At 63.9% G+C, this 20,764-nt stretch carries 22 protein-coding genes; 8 read left to right on the forward strand and 14 right to left on the reverse strand.

The genetic code is table 11. From position 1 onward, the window contains the following. Positions 1–6: 6 nt before the first annotated feature. The 4 genes from ilvC to miaA form a co-directional block, all read right to left on the reverse strand. On the reverse strand, positions 7–1,026 hold the full coding sequence (ilvC, locus tag D618_RS0102195) for a ketol-acid reductoisomerase (protein ID WP_017669847.1): 1,020 nt from the start codon (positions 1,024–1,026) through the stop codon (positions 7–9). A 155-nt stretch (positions 1,027–1,181) separates the two neighbouring features. Next, complete coding sequence (gene ilvN, locus D618_RS0102200) at positions 1,182–1,697, reverse strand: acetolactate synthase small subunit (RefSeq protein ID WP_017669848.1); 516 nt, start codon at positions 1,695–1,697, stop codon at positions 1,182–1,184. Between the two features lie 115 nt (positions 1,698–1,812). After that, positions 1,813–3,561: a biosynthetic-type acetolactate synthase large subunit gene (ilvB, locus tag D618_RS0102205; RefSeq protein ID WP_017669849.1), complete on the reverse strand. Its 1,749-nt coding sequence runs from the start codon at positions 3,559–3,561 to the stop codon at positions 1,813–1,815. A 225-nt stretch (positions 3,562–3,786) separates the two neighbouring features. Continuing rightward, complete coding sequence (gene miaA, locus D618_RS0102210; protein WP_026091192.1) at positions 3,787–4,752, reverse strand: tRNA (adenosine(37)-N6)-dimethylallyltransferase MiaA; 966 nt, start codon at positions 4,750–4,752, stop codon at positions 3,787–3,789. Positions 4,753–4,831: 79 nt separating this feature from the next. Here miaA and serB point away from each other — a divergent pair, with 79 nt between their 5' ends. After that, complete coding sequence (serB, locus tag D618_RS0102215) at positions 4,832–5,623, forward strand: phosphoserine phosphatase SerB (RefSeq protein ID WP_017669851.1); 792 nt, start codon at positions 4,832–4,834, stop codon at positions 5,621–5,623. Positions 5,624–5,692: 69 nt separating this feature from the next. Here the strand turns inward: serB and D618_RS0102220 are convergent, their stop codons facing one another. From D618_RS0102220 to D618_RS0102255, 8 genes are all read right to left on the reverse strand, one after another. Continuing rightward, positions 5,693–6,589 carry an SDR family oxidoreductase gene (locus D618_RS0102220; RefSeq protein ID WP_026091194.1) on the reverse strand — a complete coding sequence of 299 codons (897 nt, stop codon included), beginning with the start codon at positions 6,587–6,589 and terminating at the stop codon, positions 5,693–5,695. A gap of 163 nt (positions 6,590–6,752) precedes the next feature. Further along, the gene (gene phoB, locus D618_RS0102225; RefSeq protein ID WP_017669853.1) at positions 6,753–7,448 is read right to left on the reverse strand and encodes a phosphate regulon transcriptional regulator PhoB; all 696 of its coding nucleotides are present in this window, start codon (positions 7,446–7,448) and stop codon (positions 6,753–6,755) included. Between the two features lie 33 nt (positions 7,449–7,481). After that, positions 7,482–8,192, reverse strand: coding sequence for a phosphate signaling complex protein PhoU (gene phoU / locus D618_RS0102230; protein ID WP_017669854.1), 711 nt, complete (start codon positions 8,190–8,192; stop codon positions 7,482–7,484). Between the two features lie 90 nt (positions 8,193–8,282). Next, a complete protein-coding gene (gene pstB, locus D618_RS0102235) occupies positions 8,283–9,083 on the reverse strand; it encodes a phosphate ABC transporter ATP-binding protein PstB (protein ID WP_275450219.1) in 801 nt (266 codons plus the stop codon). Next, the gene (gene pstA / locus D618_RS0102240; protein ID WP_017669856.1) at positions 9,077–10,372 is read right to left on the reverse strand and encodes a phosphate ABC transporter permease PstA; all 1,296 of its coding nucleotides are present in this window, start codon (positions 10,370–10,372) and stop codon (positions 9,077–9,079) included. Before pstA ends, pstB begins: the two co-directional genes overlap by 7 nt. Further along, the gene (gene pstC / locus D618_RS0102245) at positions 10,365–11,741 is read right to left on the reverse strand and encodes a phosphate ABC transporter permease subunit PstC (RefSeq protein ID WP_017669857.1); all 1,377 of its coding nucleotides are present in this window, start codon (positions 11,739–11,741) and stop codon (positions 10,365–10,367) included. Before pstC ends, pstA begins: the two co-directional genes overlap by 8 nt. A 7-nt stretch (positions 11,742–11,748) precedes the next feature. After that, positions 11,749–12,762, reverse strand: a complete 1,014-nt coding sequence (locus D618_RS0102250) for a substrate-binding domain-containing protein (protein ID WP_017669858.1) — start codon at positions 12,760–12,762, stop codon at positions 11,749–11,751. Positions 12,763–13,003: 241 nt separating this feature from the next. Then, entirely contained in the window at positions 13,004–14,302 is a 1,299-nt protein-coding gene (locus D618_RS0102255) for an ATP-binding protein (protein WP_017669859.1), read from the reverse strand. A gap of 191 nt (positions 14,303–14,493) precedes the next feature. Here D618_RS0102255 and D618_RS0102260 point away from each other — a divergent pair, with 191 nt between their 5' ends. The 4 genes from D618_RS0102260 to D618_RS0102275 all read left to right on the forward strand — a co-directional run bounded on the left by D618_RS0102260 (position 14,494) and on the right by D618_RS0102275 (position 17,276). Beyond that, positions 14,494–14,922, forward strand: a complete 429-nt coding sequence (locus D618_RS0102260) for a hypothetical protein (RefSeq protein WP_017669860.1) — start codon at positions 14,494–14,496, stop codon at positions 14,920–14,922. Positions 14,923–14,943: 21 nt separating this feature from the next. After that, positions 14,944–15,252 carry an HPr-rel-A system PqqD family peptide chaperone gene (locus D618_RS0102265; RefSeq protein WP_017669861.1) on the forward strand — a complete coding sequence of 103 codons (309 nt, stop codon included), beginning with the start codon at positions 14,944–14,946 and terminating at the stop codon, positions 15,250–15,252. Positions 15,253–15,348: 96 nt separating this feature from the next. Then, complete coding sequence (locus D618_RS17455; protein WP_017669862.1) at positions 15,349–16,242, forward strand: HprK-related kinase A; 894 nt, start codon at positions 15,349–15,351, stop codon at positions 16,240–16,242. Continuing rightward, complete coding sequence (locus D618_RS0102275; protein WP_017669863.1) at positions 16,239–17,276, forward strand: nucleotidyltransferase family protein; 1,038 nt, start codon at positions 16,239–16,241, stop codon at positions 17,274–17,276. Before D618_RS17455 ends, D618_RS0102275 begins: the two co-directional genes overlap by 4 nt. Here the strand turns inward: D618_RS0102275 and D618_RS0102280 are convergent. Together D618_RS0102280 and D618_RS0102285 are read right to left on the reverse strand one after the other, a co-directional pair. Continuing rightward, positions 17,273–17,695 carry a GNAT family acetyltransferase gene (locus D618_RS0102280; RefSeq protein WP_017669864.1) on the reverse strand — a complete coding sequence of 141 codons (423 nt, stop codon included), beginning with the start codon at positions 17,693–17,695 and terminating at the stop codon, positions 17,273–17,275. The genes D618_RS0102275 and D618_RS0102280 overlap by 4 nt on opposite strands. Beyond that, positions 17,686–18,375: an HAD hydrolase-like protein gene (locus D618_RS0102285; protein WP_017669865.1), complete on the reverse strand. Its 690-nt coding sequence runs from the start codon at positions 18,373–18,375 to the stop codon at positions 17,686–17,688. Before D618_RS0102285 ends, D618_RS0102280 begins: the two co-directional genes overlap by 10 nt. Positions 18,376–18,469: 94 nt before the next feature. Between D618_RS0102285 and glmU the strand changes: the two genes are divergently transcribed. From glmU to D618_RS0102310, 3 genes are all read left to right on the forward strand, one after another. Beyond that, complete coding sequence (gene glmU / locus D618_RS0102290) at positions 18,470–19,828, forward strand: bifunctional UDP-N-acetylglucosamine diphosphorylase/glucosamine-1-phosphate N-acetyltransferase GlmU (protein ID WP_017669866.1); 1,359 nt, start codon at positions 18,470–18,472, stop codon at positions 19,826–19,828. Positions 19,829–20,047: 219 nt separating this feature from the next. Further along, complete coding sequence (locus D618_RS0102305) at positions 20,048–20,389, forward strand: ribbon-helix-helix protein, CopG family (RefSeq protein WP_238550568.1); 342 nt, start codon at positions 20,048–20,050, stop codon at positions 20,387–20,389. 3 nt (positions 20,390–20,392) lie between these two features. Then, entirely contained in the window at positions 20,393–20,758 is a 366-nt protein-coding gene (locus D618_RS0102310; RefSeq protein WP_017669870.1) for a type II toxin-antitoxin system VapC family toxin, read from the forward strand. Positions 20,759–20,764 lie beyond the last annotated feature (6 nt).

The raw sequence follows: 20,764 nt of genomic DNA on the forward strand, positions 1-20,764 counted from the left end.
AACGGCTCAGTTCTTGGCTTTGTCGACCAGCTTGTTGGCGCCGATCCACGGCATCATTGCACGCAGCTGCGCGCCGGTCTTTTCGATCGGGTGGGCGGCCGCCAGCTTGCGCGCGGCCTTCAGTTCGGGCTGGCCTGCGCGGTTGTCGAGAACGAAGTTCTTGACGAAGCGGCCCTGCTGGATGTCCTCCAGCACGCGCTTCATTTCGGCCTTGGTCTCCGCGGTGATGATGCGCGGACCGGTGGTGATGTCGCCATATTCGGCGGTGTTGCTGATCGAATAGCGCATGTTGGCGATGCCGCCTTCATACATCAGGTCGACGATCAGCTTCACTTCGTGCAGGCATTCGAAATATGCCATTTCGGGCGCATAGCCTGCTTCGGTCAGCGTTTCGAAACCGGCCTGGATCAGGTGGGTCAGGCCGCCGCACAGCACCGCCTGCTCGCCGAACAGATCGGTTTCGCACTCTTCGCGGAAGTTGGTTTCGATGATGCCGCTGCGGCCGCCGCCGACGCCCGATGCATAAGCGAGCGCGATGTCATGCGCGTTGCCCGAAACGTCGCGTTCCACCGCGATCAGGCAGGGCACGCCGCCGCCGCGCACATATTCGCTGCGCACAGTGTGGCCGGGGCCCTTGGGCGCGATCATGATGACGTCGAGGTCTTCGCGGGCTTCGATCAGGCCGAAATGGATGTTGAGGCCGTGCGCGAACGCCAGCGCCGCGCCGGGCTTCATGTTGGCGTGATAGTCATCGGCATAGATCGCGGCCTGATGCTCGTCGGGTGCCAGGATCATGACGATATCGGCCCAGGCGGCGGCATCGGCGTTGCTCAGCACCTTGAAGCCTGCGCCTTCGGCCTTGGCGGCGGTGGCGCTGCCGGGACGCAATGCGATGGCAACATCCTTGACGCCGCTGTCACGCAGGTTCTGCGCATGGGCATGGCCCTGGCTGCCATAGCCGACGATGACGATCTTCTTGTCTGCGATCAGCTTCAGGTCGCAGTCGGAATCATAATAAACGCGCATAACCTAGTCATTCCCTGTCTTTACCTCCTCTCCCTTCAGGGGAGAGGATACCGAAACTTGGCAGCTCGCTGCCTAGTGGAGGTTGGAGAGGGCCGTTCAGCCCCTCTCCCTGGCGCTTCGCGCCCTCCCTCTCCCCTGCAGGGAGAGGGGTAATACTAGCCCGCCTCGGCCCCCCGGGTCATGGCAACAACGCCAGTGCGGGCGACCTCGACCAGCCCGACCTCGCGCATCAGCGCAATGAACTGGTTGATTTTCTCGACCGATCCGGAAATCTCGAAGACGAAGCTGCTGGTGCTGGTATCGACCGGGCGGGCGCGGAAGATGTCTGCCAGGCGCAGCGCCTCGATCCGGTGCTCGCCCGCGCCTGCGACCTTGACCAATGCCAGTTCGCGCTCGACATGCGGTCCCAGCTCGGTGAGGTCGGCGACGCGGTGGACGGCGACCAGGCGGTCGAGCTGCGCAATGATCTGGTCAATCACCGCAGGCGGGCTCACGGTGACGATGGTGATGCGGCTGGTGGCGTGATCCTCGCTGATATCGGCCACCGTCAGGCTTTCGATATTATAGCCGCGCGCGGTGAACATGCCCGCGATCTTGGCGAGGATGCCCGCCTCGTTGTCAACGGTCACGGTCAGAACGTGCCGTTCGGATGCCTGTTGCTGGATGTGCATGGGGCGATCTTTCAGAAGGGGTGAAAGCCGATGCTGCCCGGGGCAGAATGCCGCGCTAGCAGGTCGGACAAATCGGCTTTCGCCAATGGGACGGCACGGGGAGGGCAGAACCGCATCAGACGAGGGCCTTTGCTTCGTCTTCCATGGTCCCGGCAACCTCGTCGCCATACAGGATCATGTCGGTGTGCGCCGCGCCCGAAGGGATCATCGGCAGGCAGTTGGCGAGCTTGGCGACGCGGCAGTCGACCATCACTGGCCCGGGATGATCGATCATCGCCTGAATGCCCGCGTCGAGTTCTGCCTGGTCGGAAATGCGGATGCCCTTCCAGCCATAGGCCTCTGCCAGCGCGACGAAATCGGGCAGCGCATCGGAATAGCTTTCCGAATAGCGGCTTTCATAGGTCAGCTGCTGCCACTGGCGCACCATGCCCATATATTCGTTGTTGAGGATGAAGATCTTGACCGGCAGGCGGTATTGCGTCGCGGTGCCCAGCTCCTGGATGTTCATCTGGATCGAGGCCTCACCCGCGATATCGATACACAGCGCACCCGGATTGCCCAGTTGCGCGCCAATCGCGGCGGGCAGGCCATAGCCCATGGTGCCCAGGCCCCCCGACGTCAGCCACTTGTTGGGTTGTTCGAAGCGGAAATACTGCGCCGCCCACATCTGGTGCTGGCCAACCTCGGTCGAGATGATCGGGCTCTGATCCTTGGTCAGCGCATACAGCCGTTCGATGGCGAGCTGCGGCATGATTTCGGAAGCGCTGGGCGGATAGGCCAGGCATTCGCGCGTCCGCCAGCCGGCGATCCGCGCCTGCCATTCGGACAGGTCGTTGGGCGCATGGCCCATCGCGTTCAGCGCATCGATGATCTGACGCAGCACCGTCGCGCAATCGCCGATGATGCCCAGGTCCACCCGCACCGTCTTGTTGATCGACGACCGGTCGATATCGATGTGGATCTTCTTCGACGTCGGCGAGAAGGCATCGAGCCGTCCGGTGACGCGGTCGTCGAAGCGCGCACCGACGCAGATCACCAGATCGGCGCGGTTCATCGTCATGTTGGCTTCATAGGTGCCGTGCATGCCCAGCATGCCCAGCCAGTCGGGATGCTCGGACGGAAACGCGCCCAGGCCCATCAGCGTCGAGGTGACCGGCGCGCCGGTCATCCCCTGCAGTTCGCGCAGCAGCGTGCTCGCCTCGGGCCCTGCATTGATGACGCCGCCGCCCGAATAGATCACCGGGCTGGTCGCCTCTGCGATCATGCGCGCTGCGGTCGCGATATCGTCTGCCGTGCCTTCCTTGACCGGCGCATAGCGCAGGTTGGGGCGGGCAGGGGTGTCCGTGTCATGCGGCGCGCTGGCGACCTGGACATCCTTGGGAATGTCGATCAGCACCGGGCCGGGGCGGCCCTGGGTCGCGATGTGAAACGCTTCGCGCACCGTCGATGCGAGCTTTGCCGGGTCCTTCACCAGATAATTGTGCTTGGTGCAGTGGCGGGTGATGCCGATGGTGTCGGCTTCCTGAAAGGCATCGGTGCCGATGAGGTTGGTCGCGACCTGGCCGGTGATGACGACCATCGGGATCGAATCCATCAGCGCATCGGTAATGCCGGTGACCGCATTGGTCGCACCAGGGCCAGAGGTGACCAGCACGACGCCGGGCTTTCCGGTGGCGCGGGCATAGCCCTCTGCCGCATGCGCTGCCGCCTGCTCGTGCCGCACCAGAATGTGGCGCAGCGAAGGGTGCCCGAAGATCGCGTCGTAAATCGGCAGCACCGCGCCGCCAGGATAGCCGAAGATCACCTCGACGCCCTGTTCGACCAGCGTTTCAACCAATATCTGCGCGCCGCTCAATTCGGGCATGATGAAAGCCTTACTTCTTCAAAAAACGTGGGCCCGCTTAGACAATACGGGCCAACGTTGCAAAACCATAAGCTGCCAACCGTCTTGCGCCGATCGACACTAGCGAAAATCAACCCGGCGCAGGAAACCCGCGCCGGGTTGGTGAAAAGTGTGACGTGTCGAAGGACGCTGGCAGCAACGTCGTGACCCATTCGCTCTAAGAGACATAAAATGCTGCGTCAATACCTAATTGTGAAACAAAATATCAAAATCTACGTTATCACTATCCGAAAGTGCTTCCGTATACCGTTTCCAGCTCTCCGGTGGCTGGTTGCGGAACCATGTGTATTGGCGTTTGGCATATTGCCGGGTCGCCAGCTGGCCCTGTGCGAGACACTCGGCGTGCCCGATCTCGCCGCGCAGCAGCTTTGCAACCTCAGGCACACCGATGGCGCGCATCACCGGCAGATCGGGCGACAGCTGCCGCGTCAGCAGCGTTTCCACCTCGGCCAGCGCCCCAGCCTCCAGCATCAGCGCGAATCGCTGGTCACAGCGTTCGAGCAGCCAGTCGCGCGGCGGTTGCAGCACCAGCGGGCGCAGCGTGATCTGGTCGCCGATGCCGCCCACCTTGCGGGCCTGCCAGTGCGTGATCGGCTGCCCGGTGGAGCGCACGACCTCGAGCGCACGGGCGACGCGCGTGGTGTCCGCCGCGTTGAGCCGCGCCGCGCTCGCCGGGTCTTCGCGGGCAAGCGCGGCATGGGTCTGGTCGACCGGCATCGCGCGGACGGCCTCGCGGATCGCGGGATCGATTTCGGGAATGGGGGCGATGCCGTGCAGCAGCGTCTGGAGATACAGGCCGGTACCCCCCACAAGGATCGGCAATGCGCCCACTGCATGCACCGCTGCGATCTCGGCGCGGGCGTCCGCTGCCCAGCGTGCGGCGGAGCAGGCCTGGGCGCCATCGATATAGCCGAACAGCCGGTGGTCGATCCCGCCCATCTCCACATCGCTGGGTCTGGCCGACAGGATCGCAAGATCGGCATAGACCTGCGCGCTGTCGGCATTGATGATCACCGCGCGCTCGCCGCGTTGCTCCAGCCAGCGCGCATAGGCGACCGCCAATCCGCTCTTGCCGCTGGCGGTGGGTCCGGCAATAAGCGCCACCGCCGGACGGCTGTGTCCGGCTGCATCGGGGGAAGTATTTGTGCCCATAGCCACGCTGATAGCAGCAGAGCCCCTCCCAGCGGGAGAGCTAAACGCTGCCGCCGACAGATTGCATCACGCCGGCCTGGTGGTCGGGGCGAACCATTGGATCGAACCCGGGCTGGTAGGCGAGTTGCGCTTCACCGGCGATCTTGCCAGCGCCAATGCTGCGCTCGATCCGCTGCGTGGCGTTGCCGATGTGCTGGTGCTGGACGAAGCCGTACGATCACCCCGCCTGCTGATGTCCGACATGGACAGCACGATGATCGCCAACGAGTGCATCGACGAGCTGGCCGATTATGCCGGCGTCAAGCCGCAGGTCGCCGAGATCACCGAACGCGCGATGCAGGGCGAGCTTGATTTCGAGGCGGCGCTGCGTGAACGCGTCGCGCTGCTCAAGGGGTTGAGCGAGCATGTCATCGCCGATTGCCTGGTCCAGCGCATCCGCCCGATGCCCGGCGCGCGGACTTTGGTGCGCACCCTGTCGCAGCGCGGCGCGGATTGCGTGCTGGTCTCGGGCGGCTTTCATTCCTTTGCCGATGTCATCGGCGCGGAGCTGGGCTTCCACGCGGTGTTCGCCAACCGGCTGGTGATCGAGCATGGCCATATGACCGGCGAGCTGGAGGGCGGCATCGTCGATGCTGCGCGCAAGGCGGCGATCCTGATGGACCAGTCTGCCCGGCAGGGGCTTGCGCCGGAGCAGGTGATCGCGCTGGGCGATGGCGCCAACGATATCCCGATGCTGAAGGCGGCAGGGGCGGGAATCGCCTATCACGCCAAGCCCGCAGCCATCGCCGCCGCCGACGCGCATATCGCGCATGGCGACTGGACGGCGCTGCTCCACGCATTGGGCATCCCGCGCAGTGAGTGGAGCGATTAGGCCCATGGAAAAGGGGTGCGGCGATCGCTCGCCGCACCCCTTCGTGCTTTTCAGCCGTGAACCCGAAGATCAGCCCTGCAGCAGGCGCATGATTGTCATCGCCTGTTCGCTGCCCGACTGGGGGACGGTCTCGCCGGTGCGGTCGGTGATCTTGTCGAAGATGCGCGCGACGCCTTCGGCGGTGCGCTCGCCCTCGGGAAGCGCCGCGCCCTGGGTCATCGTGACATAGGCCGCGTGGAACGCACCTGCGCCTGCGCCGATGATCATGTTGGTCGGCGCGTCTTCCGACACCAGATAGACGGCGGCGGGAACGACGTTCTCGGGCTTGAACTGGGCGAAGGCTTCGGGCGGGAAGATGTCTTCGGTCATGCGCGTGCCGGCGACCGGCGCCAGCGTGTTGACCTTGATGTTGTTCTTCGCGCCTTCAAGATACAGCGTCTTGGTGAGGCCGGCGAGGCCGAGCTTGGCCGCGCCATAATTTGCCTGGCCGAAGTTGCCATAGAGGCCGGTCGACGATGCGGTCATCAGGATGCGGCCATAGTTCTGCTCGCGCATGGTTTCCCACACCGCCTTGGTGCAGTTGGCCGAGCCCAGCAGGTGAACCTTCACCACCAGATCGAAATCGGAAGGCTCCATCTTGGCAAAGCTCTTGTCGCGCAGGATGCCGGCGTTGTTGATCAGGACGTGCACGCCGCCCCAGGCTTCCTTGGCCTTGGCGACCATTTCGACCATCTGCTCGTATTCGGTGACGTTCCCGCCATTGGCCATGGCCTCGCCGCCAGCGGCCTTGATCTCTTCGACCACCTTCGCGGCCGCATCCGAGGTGCCGGTGCCGTCGCGGGCACCGCCCAGATCGTTGACGACGACCTTGGCGCCGCGCGCGGCGAGATCGAGCGCATAGGCGCGGCCCAGGCCGCCGCCTGCGCCGGTGACAATGGCAACGCGGTCCTTGAAACTGATGGTCATGGCAAGCATCCTCTCGAACATGGTTTACACGGGGCGCGCGACAAATCCGCGCGGAATGGCGCGGGTTTTAGCCATGTTGCGCCGCTTGGCAAGCACCAAGCTGTGCCCGCAGAGGCTCAGGCGCGATTGACGTTCGCGTAAAGCCAGGGTGACGTTACGGCGATCAGGCCAGTTCGCTGTCCAGCGCATATCCGGCAGAGCGCACCGTGCGGATGATATCGGGCTGGCCATGCGCGTTGAGCGCCTTGCGCAGCCGCCGGATGTGCACGTCGACGGTGCGAATCTCGATATCGCTGTCGTGCCCCCAGACGCTGTCGAGCAGGCGCTCGCGCGAGAACACCCAGCCGGGATGCTCGAGGAAGTGGCGCAGCAGGCGGAACTCGGTGGGGCCGAGCGGAATGGTCTGCCCGGCGCGCTTCACCTTGTAGCCCACGGTATCCATCTCGATATCGGCAAAGCTCAAGGCCTCGCCCGCCAGCGCCGGACGCACGCGGCGCAGCACCGCATTGACGCGCGCAATCAGCTCGCGCGGAGAAAAGGGCTTGGTGACATAATCGTCCGCGCCGATATCCAGCCCGCGCACCCGGTCTTCCTCTTCGCCGCGTGCCGACATCATGATGATCGGGATGTTCGAGGTATCGTTGTCGCGGCGCAGGCGGCGGCAGACCTCGATGCCCGACAGGTTTTCGATCATCCAGTCGAGCAGCACGATATCGGGCCGCTCCTCGCGCGCGATCAGCATGGCCTCTTCGCCATCGGGGGTGTGGCTGACGCGAAAGCCTTGTTTGTCGAAGTGCCAGGACACCAGCTCGGAGAGCGCCATGTCGTCTTCAACCAGCAGCAGATGAGGAGTCGTCATCGTGTGTGTGCTTTCTGTAACAAAAATTCCGGATCAATCGGCTCCGGGGGCCAGTGCATCATCGCCGCGCTCGCGTTCGTTCATCGACTGGCCGGTCACCGCGAAATAGACCATCTCGGACACGTTGGTGGCGTGGTCGCCGATGCGCTCGAGATTCTTGGCGATGAACAGCAGGTGCGTGCCCGCGCCGACATGCTCGGGGTTCGAAATCATGTGCGCGATCAGCGCGCGGAAGATGCTGTTGTAGAAATCATCGACCGTCTTGTCCTGCGCGCAGACCGCGACCGCGAGATCGGCGTCGCGCCTGGCAAACGCGGTAAAGGCATCATCGACCAGCTGACGTGTCGCATCGGCCATCGCAGGCAACAGGCGGGCGGCATCGATATGCTGCGCCGGATCGATCAGGGCGACCCGCTTGGCGATATTCTTGGCATAATCGCCGATGCGTTCGACCACGCCCGAAATCTTGAGCGCCGCGACCAGTTCGCGCAGATCGTCGGCCATCGGGGCACGCAGCGCGATGGTCTGGATTACCATCCGGTCGATCTGCTCTTCCAGCGCATCGATGCGCTTGTCGCCTTCGACCACCTGACGCGCCAGATCGAGATCATGGTTGGTCAGCGCGGTCATCGCGCCTTCGACCGCCTTTTCCGCGCGTCCGCCGATTTCGGCGATCAGTCCGCGCAGCGTGGCAAGGTCGCCGTCAAAGGCCTTGAGCGTGTGTTCGTTCTGGCTGTGGTTCATCAAATTATCCAGTTCATCGCGGTGCCGGAGAGGGCGGTCAGGGGCAGTGTCGCCTCATTTGCCTGTCCGGACGCTTAAGCATGTAGGGCATCAGCCATAACGGCCAGTGATGTAATCGCGGGTCCGTTCTTCACGCGGGTTGGTGAAGATATCGGAGGTGTCGCCGTATTCTACCATGGTTCCCAGGTGGAAAAACGCTGTCTTCTGTGAAACACGCGCGGCCTGCTGCATGTTGTGCGTCACGATGACGATCGCATAACGCCCGCGCAATTCGTGGATCAGTTCCTCGATTTTCGCCGTGGCGATGGGGTCGAGCGCCGAGCACGGTTCGTCCATCAGGATGACCTCGGGATCGACCGCGATGGCGCGGGCGATGCACAGCCGCTGCTGCTGGCCGCCGGAGAGCGCCGTGCCGCTGTCCGAAAGCCGGTCCTTCACCTCGTTCCACAGGCCTGCGCGCACCAGCGAGTTCTCGACGATCTGGTCGAGCTCGGCCTTGTTGGGGGCAAGGCCGTGAATGCGCGCGCCATAGGCGACATTGTCATAGATCGACTTGGGGAAAGGGTTGGGCTTCTGGAACACCATGCCGACGCGCGCGCGCAGCTGGACGACGTCCATCTTGCTCGAATAGATATTCTCTCCGTCGAGCGTGATGTCGCCTTCCACCCGCGCGATCGGAATCGTGTCGTTCATCCGGTTGAGCGTGCGCAGGAAGGTCGATTTGCCGCAACCCGAAGGGCCGATGAACGCGACGACATTGTCCATGTCGATGTCGATCGAGACACCCTTGATGGCCTGCTTGTCGCCGTAGAAGACCTTGACGTCGCGCGCGGACATCTTGGGGTTGGTGCTGGATGTGGCGGTATTGTCGAGCATGGATCGGGTTACCATCGCGTTTCAAAGCGGTTGCGCAGATAGACGGCAATCGCATTCATGGTGAGCAGGAAGACGAGCAGGACGATGATTGCGGCGGACGTCTTTTCGACAAAGCCGCGGTTGACCTCGTCCGACCACAGGAAGATCTGCACCGGCAGCACCGTGGCAGGATCGGTCAGACCATCGGGCGGGGTGGTGGTGAAGGCGCGCATGCCGATCATCAGCAGCGGCGCGGTTTCGCCCAGCGCGCGCGCCATGCCGATGATCGTGCCGGTCATGATGCCGGGGATCGCCAGCGGCAGCACGTGGTGGAACACGACCTGCACCGGGCTGGCACCCACGCCCATCGCGGCCTCGCGGATCGAGGGCGGCACGGCCTTGATGGCGTTGCGCGCGGCGATGACGATCACCGGCATCGTCATCAGCGCGAGCGTCAGACCGCCGACGATCGCGGCAGAGCGCGGCATCGAGAAGAACTGCAGGAACACCGCCAGACCCAGCAGGCCGAAGATGATCGAAGGGACGGCGGCCAGGTTGTTGATCGATACCTCGATGAGGTCGGTCAGCCAGTTCTTGGAGGCATATTCTTCCAGATAGACGGCTGCGAGCACACCGACGGGGAAGGCTAGGAACAGCGTGACCACCATCGTGATCAGCGACCCTTTGAGCGCGCCCCAGATGCCGACCTGCGCCGGATCGGTGCCATCAGAGCCCGTGAGGAAGCGCCAGTTGAACGTCTGGCGCACTTCGCCCGCCTTGCGCAGCGTGGCGTAATCGGCCTCTGCTTCGGGCGTCGAATTGTCCTTGGCGGCGCGGTCGATATCGCTGGAGGTGGGCAGCCAGACCTTTGTCTTGCTCATCACCAGATTGGGATTTTCGGTCAGCTGGTCGCGCAGCGCCGTCCATGCAGTGCTCGCGAAAAAGCGCGCGCCATCCTCGCCATATTGCGCCTGCACGGCGTTGTCGAAGATGCGGCGCACATCGATCGAGGCCATGGTTGCGGCGAGGCGCGGCTGGGTGAGCTGCTCGGGCGAGATGCTGCCGGTGGCGGCGGGCAGATCGACGGTCAGCGTTGCCTCGGTGCTGATGAAGCCTTTCGCGCCGTTGCCGACCATCACCACCAGCAGGAAGGCGAGGAACAACGACGACAGGGCGACCGCGCCTAGACCCATCCATTTGAAGCGCCGTTCGGCCGCATAGCGGCGGGCGATGCGCTTTTGCATGGCCTCACCCATCCAGTCGGTCTTGGTGCGACCGGTGGCAGGGGTTTGCGGGTTTGCAGGCATGATGGCGGCCTCAGTCATAGGCTTCCCGATACTTCTTGACAATCTGGAGCGCGACGATGTTGAGCAACAGCGTCACGATGAACAGGGTGAGGCCGAGCGCAAAGGCCGCCAGCGTCATCGGGCTGTTGAAATCGGTATCGCCGGTCAGCAGCTGCACGATCTGGGTGGTGACGGTGGTGACGCTTGCAAAGGGATTGGCGGTGAGATTGGCAGCAAGCCCTGCGGCCATCACCACGATCATCGTCTCGCCGATCGCGCGGCTGACCGCGAGCAGTACGCCGCCGACCACGCCGGGGAGCGCTGCAGGGATCAGCACCTGCTTGATCGTCTCGCTCTTGGTTGCACCCATCGCCAGCGATCCGTCGCGCATGCTGCCGGGGACCGCGGCGATGCTGTCATCGGCCATCGATGAGACGAACGGGATGATCATCACGCCCATCACCAGCCCTGCGGCCAAAGCCGATTCGGACGAGGCGTCGGTGATGCCGATCGCCACGGCGAAGCTGCGCAGCGCAGGCGCCACGGTCAGCGCGGCGAAATAGCCGTACACGACGGTGGGGACGCCTGCGAGGATCTCGAGGATCGGCTTCATCCACTTGCGGACGTTGGCGCTGGCATATTGGGTGAGGTAGATCGCGCTCATCAGACCGAGCGGGATCGCCACCAGCATCGCGATGATCGCGCCGATGAACACCGTGCCCCAGAACAATGGCACCGCACCGAAGCCGGTGGCTTGGCCATCGACGACCTTGTCCGACGGGTTCCATTGCAGCCCGAACAGGAATTCGAACGGCGAGACGAGGTTGAAGAAGCGCACCGTCTCGAAGATCAATGAGGCGACGATGCCGAGCGTCGCCAGAATGGCGATCAGCGATGCGAGCAGCAGCGCCAGCATCACGGTCCGTTCCACCTGGGTCCGCGCGCGAAAATCGGGGCGAATGCGGGTGAAGGCATAAGCCGCTCCTGCAAAGCACAGCAGGAACGCGGCGAGCGCGCCGATCATCGCATAATTGCGGTCGGCATCGGCGTAGAGCGGTGCCAGTTCGCGCGCGGCGTCGTTGAACACCTTGACGTCGGGATTGCGCGAGAGCGAGCGCGCTTCGGACAGGATCGCGGCGCGTTCGAACGCATCGGTCGGCAGCTGCGCGGCGAGCGGGCTTTCCAGCACCGCATAGCTGCCCAGGGCAGGGGCAACGGTGCTCCACACCAGCATGAACAATATGGCGGGGACCACCGCCCACATCGCGGCGTACCAGCCGTGATAGCTGGGCAGCGAATGGACGCTGGCGGCGCCCTGCTGGATGAAGCGTCCGGCGCGGGCGCGCGCGAACACCCAAGTGATCAGGCCAAGGCCGGCGATCAGGAACAGGATGGCGGTGCTGGTCATGATGGGCCTATTTCAGCTCTGCGCCGTCGAGCGCGGTGAGCGACTGGATGCGGCCCAGCATGTCGGTGCGGACCTTGTCGGGCGCCGCGATCAGGCCGATGCGGGTCAGATAGCCTTCATTCTCGCCGCCGCGCAGGAACTCGGCGACGAATTCGCGCAGGCCGGGAATGACGTCGACGTGCTTTTTCTTCACGTAGATGTACAGCGTGCGTGCGCCAGGATATTCGCCGCTTTCGATGGTCGCATACGACGGCTCGACCCCGCCGATCGGCACGCCGCGCACCGTGTCGGCATTGTCGGCCAGATAGCTGTAGCTGAAGATGCCGACCGCATCGGGGTTGGTCGAGAGCTTCTGGACGATCAGGTTATCGTTCTCGCCGGTGTCGGTATAGGCCTGGTCGGTCCGCACCGAATGGCAGATTTCCTCGAACTTGTCCTTGTTGCTGTCCGACAGTGCCTTGACCGCAGGATCGGCCTTGCAGCCCTTTTCCATGATGATCTCTTCCAGCGCGTCGCGCGTGCCGGATGTGGAGGGCGGGCCGAAGATGTTGATCCGCGTGTCGGGCAGGGCCGGGTTGATCGCGGGCCAGCGCACGGCGGTGTTGGGGCCCTTGCCGAAAGGCTGGGCGGCGAGCGCGGTGTAGAATTCCTCCACCGTCAGCGAGATCTTGGGGCCGTTCTTCGATTGGGCAAGCGCAATGCCGTCAAAGCCGATGACGATCTCGATCACGCCGTCGACGCCATTGGCGATGCAGCGTTCGAACTCGCTCTTCTTCATGCGGCGCGAGGCGTTGACGATATCGGGCGTATTGGCGCCCACGCCCGCGCAGAACAGTTCCACGCCGCCGCCGGTGCCGGTCGATTCGAGGATCGGGGAGCGCCGCTCGGGATCGAAGTTGACGAATTCCTCCGACACCTTCTTGGCGAACGGGAATACGGTCGAGGAGCCGACGATGCGGATCTCGCTCCGGCTGCTACCCTCGTTCGTCGAGGCAGGGTCCTGGCATCCTGCCAGCGCCAAGGCTGGAAGGCAGGCAAAGACAAGCTTCCTGATCAAAACTGAAACCCCTCTCTGGGCGATGAAATGCCGCCGTATGTCCAGCAATGGCTGGCGATGGCGCCGGGCAGGACAGAATCGCGCGATGCGGTGCATGTCCTTTGGCCCCCTCAGGCCTTTGCCGTTAGGCAGGGGCGGTTGCCCGAAGATGACAAACGGATGACGTTTTTATGACACGGCCCCGGTCAGGGGCTGGCAAGTCGGTTCAGGCGGGGACCGCAGCCTCGCCTGTCGTGTTGCCCGTCTCGGTCTGTGGCCCGCGCGGATCGGCGGGCAGGGTGATGGTAATCGTCGTGCCGCGCTGCACCACGCTGTCGATTTCCAGCCGTCCGCGATGGCGCTCGACAATATGTTTGACGATCGACAATCCCAGGCCGGTTCCGCCGATGGCGCGGCTGCGGCTGGAATCGACTCGATAGAATCGCTCGGTCAGGCGCGGCAGATGCTCCGGCGCGATGCCTTCGCCGCAATCGCTCACCGACAGCCGCACCAGCGCGGAATTGCGCGATGTACGCAGCCGCATCGTCACCGGCGTGCCGGGCTGGCCGTATTTCATGCTGTTCGACACCAGATTGTGCAGCAACTGCGAAAGCTGCGCCCGGTCGCCGCGCAAGGGGGGCAGATCGGGCCCGACATCGACGACGATATCCGCGCCGCGATCAGGCTGGCTGTGGCGCAGCACCGTCTGCACCTCGTGCATCAGATCGGGCAGGTCGATCGGCGTATCGGGCACGCGGAACTTCTCCGCCTCGATCCGCGACAGCGAAATGAGGTCGTCGATCAGCTTCTGCATCCGGTTGGCTTCGCGGAACATGACGTTGAGAAAACGTGCGCGGGTGTCCGGGTCCTCGCCCGCTTCCTTGTCTTCCAGCGTCTCGATGAAACCCTTGATCGATGCGAGCGGCGTGCGCAGTTCGTGGCTGGCATTGGCGACGAAATCGGTCCGCATCCGCTCCACGGCATAGACGCCCGAGCGGTCCCACAGGTGCAGGATGCGCTCGCCGTCGGGCATGTCGCGCACCAGCATTTCCCAACGCTGGTCGCGGCTGCCGATGCCGACCAGCTGGATCGGCCCCTCGTTGGTCTGCAGGCTTTCGGCGAGCAGATCGGCGGCGGCCGGATGGCGAATGACCAGGCGGATGTCCTCGCCCACGCAATATTCGCCCAGCAGCTTGCGCGCGGCACTGTTGGCACGGCGCACCGTGGTGCCGGTCAGCACCAGCACGGGATCGGCGAGGCCATCGATGAAGCCGGTAAAGTCGCGATGCTGGCTGATCGGCTTGATTTCGGGCTCGCGGATCGGGGCGGCGGCCTGGGGATTGTACTTCGCCGGGCTGGACAGGTCGGCCATCGCGACGATCGCGACGAGTCCCGCAGCAAAGCAGATCATTGCCTGTTCTATGCCATTGCTGCCGAACTGGCTGATCGCCACCCCTGCGCCGAGCAACGCCGTCGCAAGAAGAAATCGACCGCCGTTCAGGCCCGTTTCGCTGGCGTCTCCCATAGGCGCTGGCCTATACCAGCGTTCCGCTCAGCACGCCATTGATGATCCGTGGTAACGCGCAATTTACCCTCGGGCGGCATCCTGTCCCGCAGAAGGACAGGCGATCAAATGGCTTGCCTTGGCGCAACGAAGCTTCTTTAGTTGAAATCAAATATGTGTCTGCACGGGTGGGGCACAAAGAAAGTACAGGCATGAGCGGTCAAGACGGCATTCCGGGTGAAGGCAGGCATGATGATGCCGCCAAGGGTAGCGAGCGCGGTGTGGCGACACGCCGCACGCTGCTGATCGGGGCGGTGGCAACCTCTGCCGTGGTCAGCATCCGCCCGGCGCTGGCGCAGACCGCAGGGTCGGTGCTCAACTGCCAAATTCCGGTGCCCGAGCGCGGCAAGGGCATGTTCATTGATCCCACGGGCAAGCTGGTATCGCCCGATACGCCGGGCGCCTTTCCGCCATCGCCGCGCGATTTCACCGGAGAAGAGGTGCGCAAGGCTCTGCAGGGCCGCAATCTGCCCGGCACCACGCGCGAACAGTCGCAGGCGTATCTCAACTATATCCGCAAGCTGCAGAACGGGCAGAGCGGCTTTACCTGCTACGCCTCGCTGCAGATGCCGCGCCGCTGATCCTCGCTGACGGGCCATTGCATGCCATCCGCTTATGCCGCACTGCCTGCCAGCGCCCTCAAGCGCGTCACGCTGGGCGGGCTTGAAGCGATCTACCATCTGCCTTCGGGGATTACCCATCTGCTGGCCGAGCCGGTGCCCGACTTGCTTGATACGCTCGCCGCGCAGGCACCGGGCCGGTACCTCACGGCCGGCGAGGTTCTGGGCCTGATTCGCGAGCGATTCGATGTGGCTGGCGACGATCCCACAGAGCAGCCGCAAAACGTGCTGGCCGAGCGGCTGGCAGAGCTCGCGGCGCTGGGTCTGGTCGCGGTGATGCACCATGCGTGACACGCTTGCATCAGCGCGATGCAAATCTGCATCGGCCAGGCTCTAAGCCCCTGTTTCCATTTTGTCCGCGCCCGCCCTCGCGATATGGCGCGAGGCATGCGCCACTCCTGTTCCATCGCTGTAGGCCCGGCCCGATTCCGCATCGGCAGTGACTGGCGCGCGCCGATCGATCAGCTGCGTCAGCTGTATGCCGATTATCCGATGGAACAGTCGGTCCCGGACTTTACCGTGCGGTTGCAGGCGACATCGGTGCTGCGCCGCGTGATCCGTCCGCAGGTGGCGATCGCAGGCGACTTCACGTTGCCCGATGCTGCGCCGCTGCCGCTCGAACAGGGGTTGCTGGCTGCCGAGATGGCGATGAACCTGCAGATGGCCCTGGGCTGGCGCCGGCACCTGCTGCTGCATGCCAGCGCGGTATCGCGCAATGGCCGCGCAGTGATCATGACCGGGGTCTCGGGGGCGGGAAAGTCCACGCTCTCTGCGCTGCTGGGCGAACGCGGCTGGCGATTCCTGGGTGACGAGTTCGTGCTGATCGATCCTGATACCGGCAACATCGCGCCGTTCCCGCGCCCGATCAGTCTCAAGAACGAGTCCATCGCCTCGATGGAACGAGAGGTCGATGATGACACGCGGTTCGGCCCGGTCATGCATGATACGCCCAAGGGCACGATCCGCCACCTGCGCCCACGCGCGGAATGGGTCGAGCAGATGGCGCGTGAGACGCGCCCTGCGCTGCTGCTGTTCCCGCGCTTCGGCTATGCCCGCGCGGTGCGCCGGGTCGACGAGGCGGAGAGCTTCGTCCGGCTCACTCAGGCATCGACCAATTATGTCGCTCTGGGCGAGCGCGGGTTCGATGCGCTCACTGGTCTGGTTCGCTCGGTGCGCGCCTGCGCGATCGACTATGCCGATGGTGAGGAGGGGGCCGAGTTGGTCGAGCGGCTCTGGTCCGAGCAGGGCACCAGACTGGGCGACCGGGCCGCCGCCGCATGACCGATGGCTGGTCGGTTGCGCGCGCGCTGACCGATCCGGCATCGGTGGCCGGTCTCGATTCGACCGGCTGGACGCAGCTGCTGTCTGCTGCGCGGGCACTCTCGTTGATCGGGACGCTGGCGGAAGTTCTTGCCGATGCGCCGCTCCCGCCCGATGCTGCCCGCGTCCTCGCGGATGTGCGTCATTCCAACGTCACCGGCCAGCGCCAGGCCTTGTGGGAGGCCGAAAGCGCGCGCATGGCACTGGCCGATTATCCGGGCCGGGTGGTGCTGCTCAAGGGCACGGCCTTTGCCGCCGCCGGATATGACGCCGCATTGGGCCGGTCAATCGGCGATCTCGACATATTGGTGGCGCGCGACGGGCTCGATCAGGTCGAGGCGCTGCTGCTCAAGGCCGGCTGGGAGTGGGTCAAGCCCGATCCCTATGATGACGCCTATTACCGCCAGTGGATGCACGAGTTGCCGCCACTGATCCATGCGACGCGCGACCGGATGATCGACGTCCACCATACCATCCTGCCGCTGACGGCGGGGCCGACGCCCGATGCCGCTGCGCTGATCGCCGATGCGCGGGCGCTGCCGTCGGGGCTGTATGTGCTGTCACCCGCCGACATCATCTGCCACGCCGCGGCGCACCTCATCGCCGATGGCGACCTATCGGGCGGCATGCGCAACCTGTGGGATATCGACCGGCTGGTGCGCCAGTTCATCGTGGAGGAATCGGGTTTCTCGGACACGCTGGCCGAGCGTGCGAAGCTGCATGGGCTGACCGATGCGGTGGGGCGGGCGCTGAGGCTGTCGGCGCAGCTGTTCGGCACGCCGATCGTTTTCAGGCAGGCGCAGGGGGGCAGCGGGTCGGTGCCTGCCATCGACTCGCTGTTCCTGCGCCGGATCACCGCCGTCGATGGCTGGGGACGCAAGACCCGCAAGCTCACCCGCCAGGCGTTCTACATCCGCTCGCACCTGCTGCGCATGCCGCCCGCGATGCTGGCGCGGCACCTGTGGACCAAGTGGCGCAAGGGCCACCGGGGTTAATCCTGCAGCCTGCGCCCCATGCTGATGCGGGGTTCTTCGGCATAGCCAAGGCGCGCATAAAAGGCTGCGACCGCTTCGTTGGTATCGCGCACCTGCAGGTTCACCTTGGCGCATCCCAGTGCGCGCAGCGCCGCCTCGGCCGTCCGAACCAGCCGTGTGCCCAGGCCATGACGTTGCTCGCCGGGCAGCACTGCGACCGAATACAGCCAGCCACGATGCCCGTCATATCCCGCCATGATGGTGCCCACGACCTGCTCGCCCAGCAGGGCAACCCAGAAGAGTTCGGGCTGGAACGCCAGTTTTTGTGGGATGGCGACCCGTGCGTGGTTGTGCGGTGGGTCGTCCGGAAAACAGGCGTCCCAGAGCGCCTCGACGCCGGAAAAATTGCGTGGATCGAACCGGCGTATGGTTATCGGCAAGCAATCCGCTCCAGTATCGGAATGAACTCGTCATAATGATCGATGATCGCATCGGCGCCCAGTTCGTCGACCGGCTGGTGCAGAAAGCCGAAGCTCACCGCGACGCAGGGGATGCCCGCATTATGCGCGGCCATCACGTCGTAGATGCTGTCGCCGATGAAGGCGGCGGGCGTGACACCTGGTTCACCGCCGCAGCGGCGGATCATCTCGTCGATCGGTGCGCGGTCGGGCTTGGATTTGCCCTTGCCCATGGTATCGCCGCCGATGACGCAGGCGAAACGGTCGATCAGGCCGACCTCGGTGAGCAGCTTGACCGCGAACCGTTCGTACTTGTTGGTGACGATGGTCATCTTCACCCCCATCGCATCGAACCGCGCCATCGCGTCGAGCAGGCCCGGATAGGGCGGGGACCCTGTCCCCAGATTTTCGCCATAATGGTCGAGCAGGATCGGCAGGTACTGGCGCAAGGCTTCCGGATCGGTGTTGCCCGAACGCTCCAGGCCGACCTGCAGCATGTGCTTGGCACCCAGGCCGACCATCGGTTTGATCTCGTCCTGGCTCAGTGCCGGCAGCCCTGCCAGCGCTAGTGTATGGTTGACCGATACGGTCAGTTCCGGGCTGGTGTCGAGCAATGTGCCATCGAGATCAAAGCCAATGATTTGGTAGGGAAAGTCTGTCATGGGAGCCTGCATCGCCCGAAAAAGGTGGAAGATGCAAGCGGTTCGTGGCAAGGGTTTGTTCGATCTGCTTTGGGAAACGCGGAGAACGTAGAGTATGGGTGAGCAGGCGCTGGCTGCGATCATTTTGGCGGCGGGCCAGGGCACACGGATGAAGTCCGATCTGCACAAGGTGCTCCACCCTGTTGCCGGCCTTCCGATGCTGCATCACCTGCTGGAAAGCCTGAGCGCGGCGGGGGCCGCACGTCAGGTCGTCGTTGTGGGAGCACGGCGCGAGCAGGTGGAGGCATCGGTGGCTGGCCGGTCTGTGCAGACTGCGCACCAGGCCGAGCAACTGGGCACCGCTCATGCGGCGCTTCAGGCGAAAGACGCCTTGGCCGACTTCGACGGCGTGGCGATTGTCTGCTTCGGCGACACGCCCTTCCTCAGGCCTGACACCATAAGCCGCCTGACCGATAGATTGTCCGCGCCCGATGCGCCGCGCGTCGCGGTGCTGGGTTTCGTTCCCGATGACGCCAAGGCCTATGGGCGGATCATCGCCGACGAGCAGGGCAGCATTGCCAAGATGGTCGAGTTCAAGGATGCCAGCGAGACCGAACGCGCAGTAAAGCTGTGCAATTCGGGCGTCACCGCCGTGCGCACCGCCGATCTGTGGCCGCTGCTCGAACGCGTCGGCAACGACAATGCGGCGGGTGAATACTACCTTCCCGATATCGTCATGCTGGCGCTGGCCGATGGGGATCGCGCCGTGGTGGTCGAGACCGATCCCGACGAGCTGATCGGCATCAACAGCCGCGCCGAACTCGCCGAAGCCGAAGCCATCTGGCAGGCGCGCCGCCGCGCGCAGGCGATGGCCGATGGTGCCAGCCTGATCGCGCCCGATACGGTCTGGTTCGCGCATGATACCGTCGTCGGCCGCGATGTGGTGATCGAGCCCAATGTCGTCTTTGGCCCCGGCGTGACCATTGCCGACAATGTCGTGATCCACGCGTTCAGCCATCTCGAAGGCGCGACCATCGCCAGCGGTTGTTCGGTCGGCCCGTTCGCGCGGCTGCGCCCCGGCGCGGAGATGCAGGAAGGCGCCAAGGTCGGCAATTTCGTCGAGATGAAGAAGGCCGTACTGGGCCCCGGCGCCAAGGCCAGCCACTTGACCTATCTGGGCGATGCGACTGTTGGCGCGAACGCCAATATCGGCGCGGGCACGATTACCTGCAATTATGACGGCTATTTCAAATACCAGACGGTGATCGGCGAAAACGCGTTCATCGGATCGAACAGCGCGCTGATCGCCCCGGTGAAGATCGGCCGCGATGCGATCGTCGCAGCGGGCAGCGCAGTCTCGCGCGATGTCGCCGATGGCGAACTTCGCATGGTCCGCGCCGAGCAGCTCGTCAAACCCGGCTGGGCTGACCGCTTCCACGATGCGATGCGCAGAAAGAAGCGCGAGGGCAAGTGAGGCGGCATCCGCTTCTACCAGTATTCATTGTCTGCATGCTCGTGTTCGCGCTGATTGCGTTGACGGTGTGGCGCGCGATCAAGTGCGAGGCGTCTGGAGGCGCGCTGACCTCGACGATACGCCTCGGCCAGTGCATGCAGCTTGACATGATATCATGATATGATATCAGTATATCATTATGCCCAGTATCCTCGCCGACCTTCCTCAAGATGACATCGAATGGCTCGACCAGCTGGCTGCCGTGCCGGGCAAGTCGCGGATGCAGGTTTTGAGCGTGGTTGTAAGGTGGTGTTGTCAGCAGAACGAGGGCCAGCCATGCGAATCCTGACCGAAATTCCCGACGAAGATATCCAGAAGCTCGACGCTATTGCTGCCAAGGGTAAGAAGTCGCGGGCAGCCACGATCCGCGATGCCGTGAAGCTTTATCTCGTGCAGAACAGCGAGGATCGAAGCTGGATAGAGCGTGGGGCTGGATATTGGAAGGGACGCGACGATATTGGCGATGCCATCGAATATCAGCGGGCGATGCGCGAGGATCGTCGCCCTTATGATGATATTTGAACCGTGTCTGACCCGTTTTTCGATACCAACATCCTGATCGACTGGTTGTGGGACAAAGCCCCCGCAATTGCCGAGCTTTCCCGGTACAGCCGTCACAGGATCAGTCGGATCGTGTGGACTGAAATTCTGGCGGGCGAGCCCTTGGAAAGGCGCGATACCATCCGGCAATTGATATCGTCGTTCGATGTGGTGGAAATTGATGCGCGGATCGCAACTGCAGCGGCCGATATCCGATATCGGACAAAAATGAAGCTGATGGACGCCTATATCCTCGCTACCGCGCAGGTGAACGGCGCTATTCTCATTACACGAAATACCAAGGATTTTCCCGCAGAGATGCCGGGCATCCGCGTTCCCTACCAGCTTTGAAAGGCC

It is taken from the genome of Blastomonas sp. AAP53, assembly GCF_000331245.1.
Classification (GTDB): Bacteria; Pseudomonadota; Alphaproteobacteria; order Sphingomonadales; family Sphingomonadaceae; genus Blastomonas.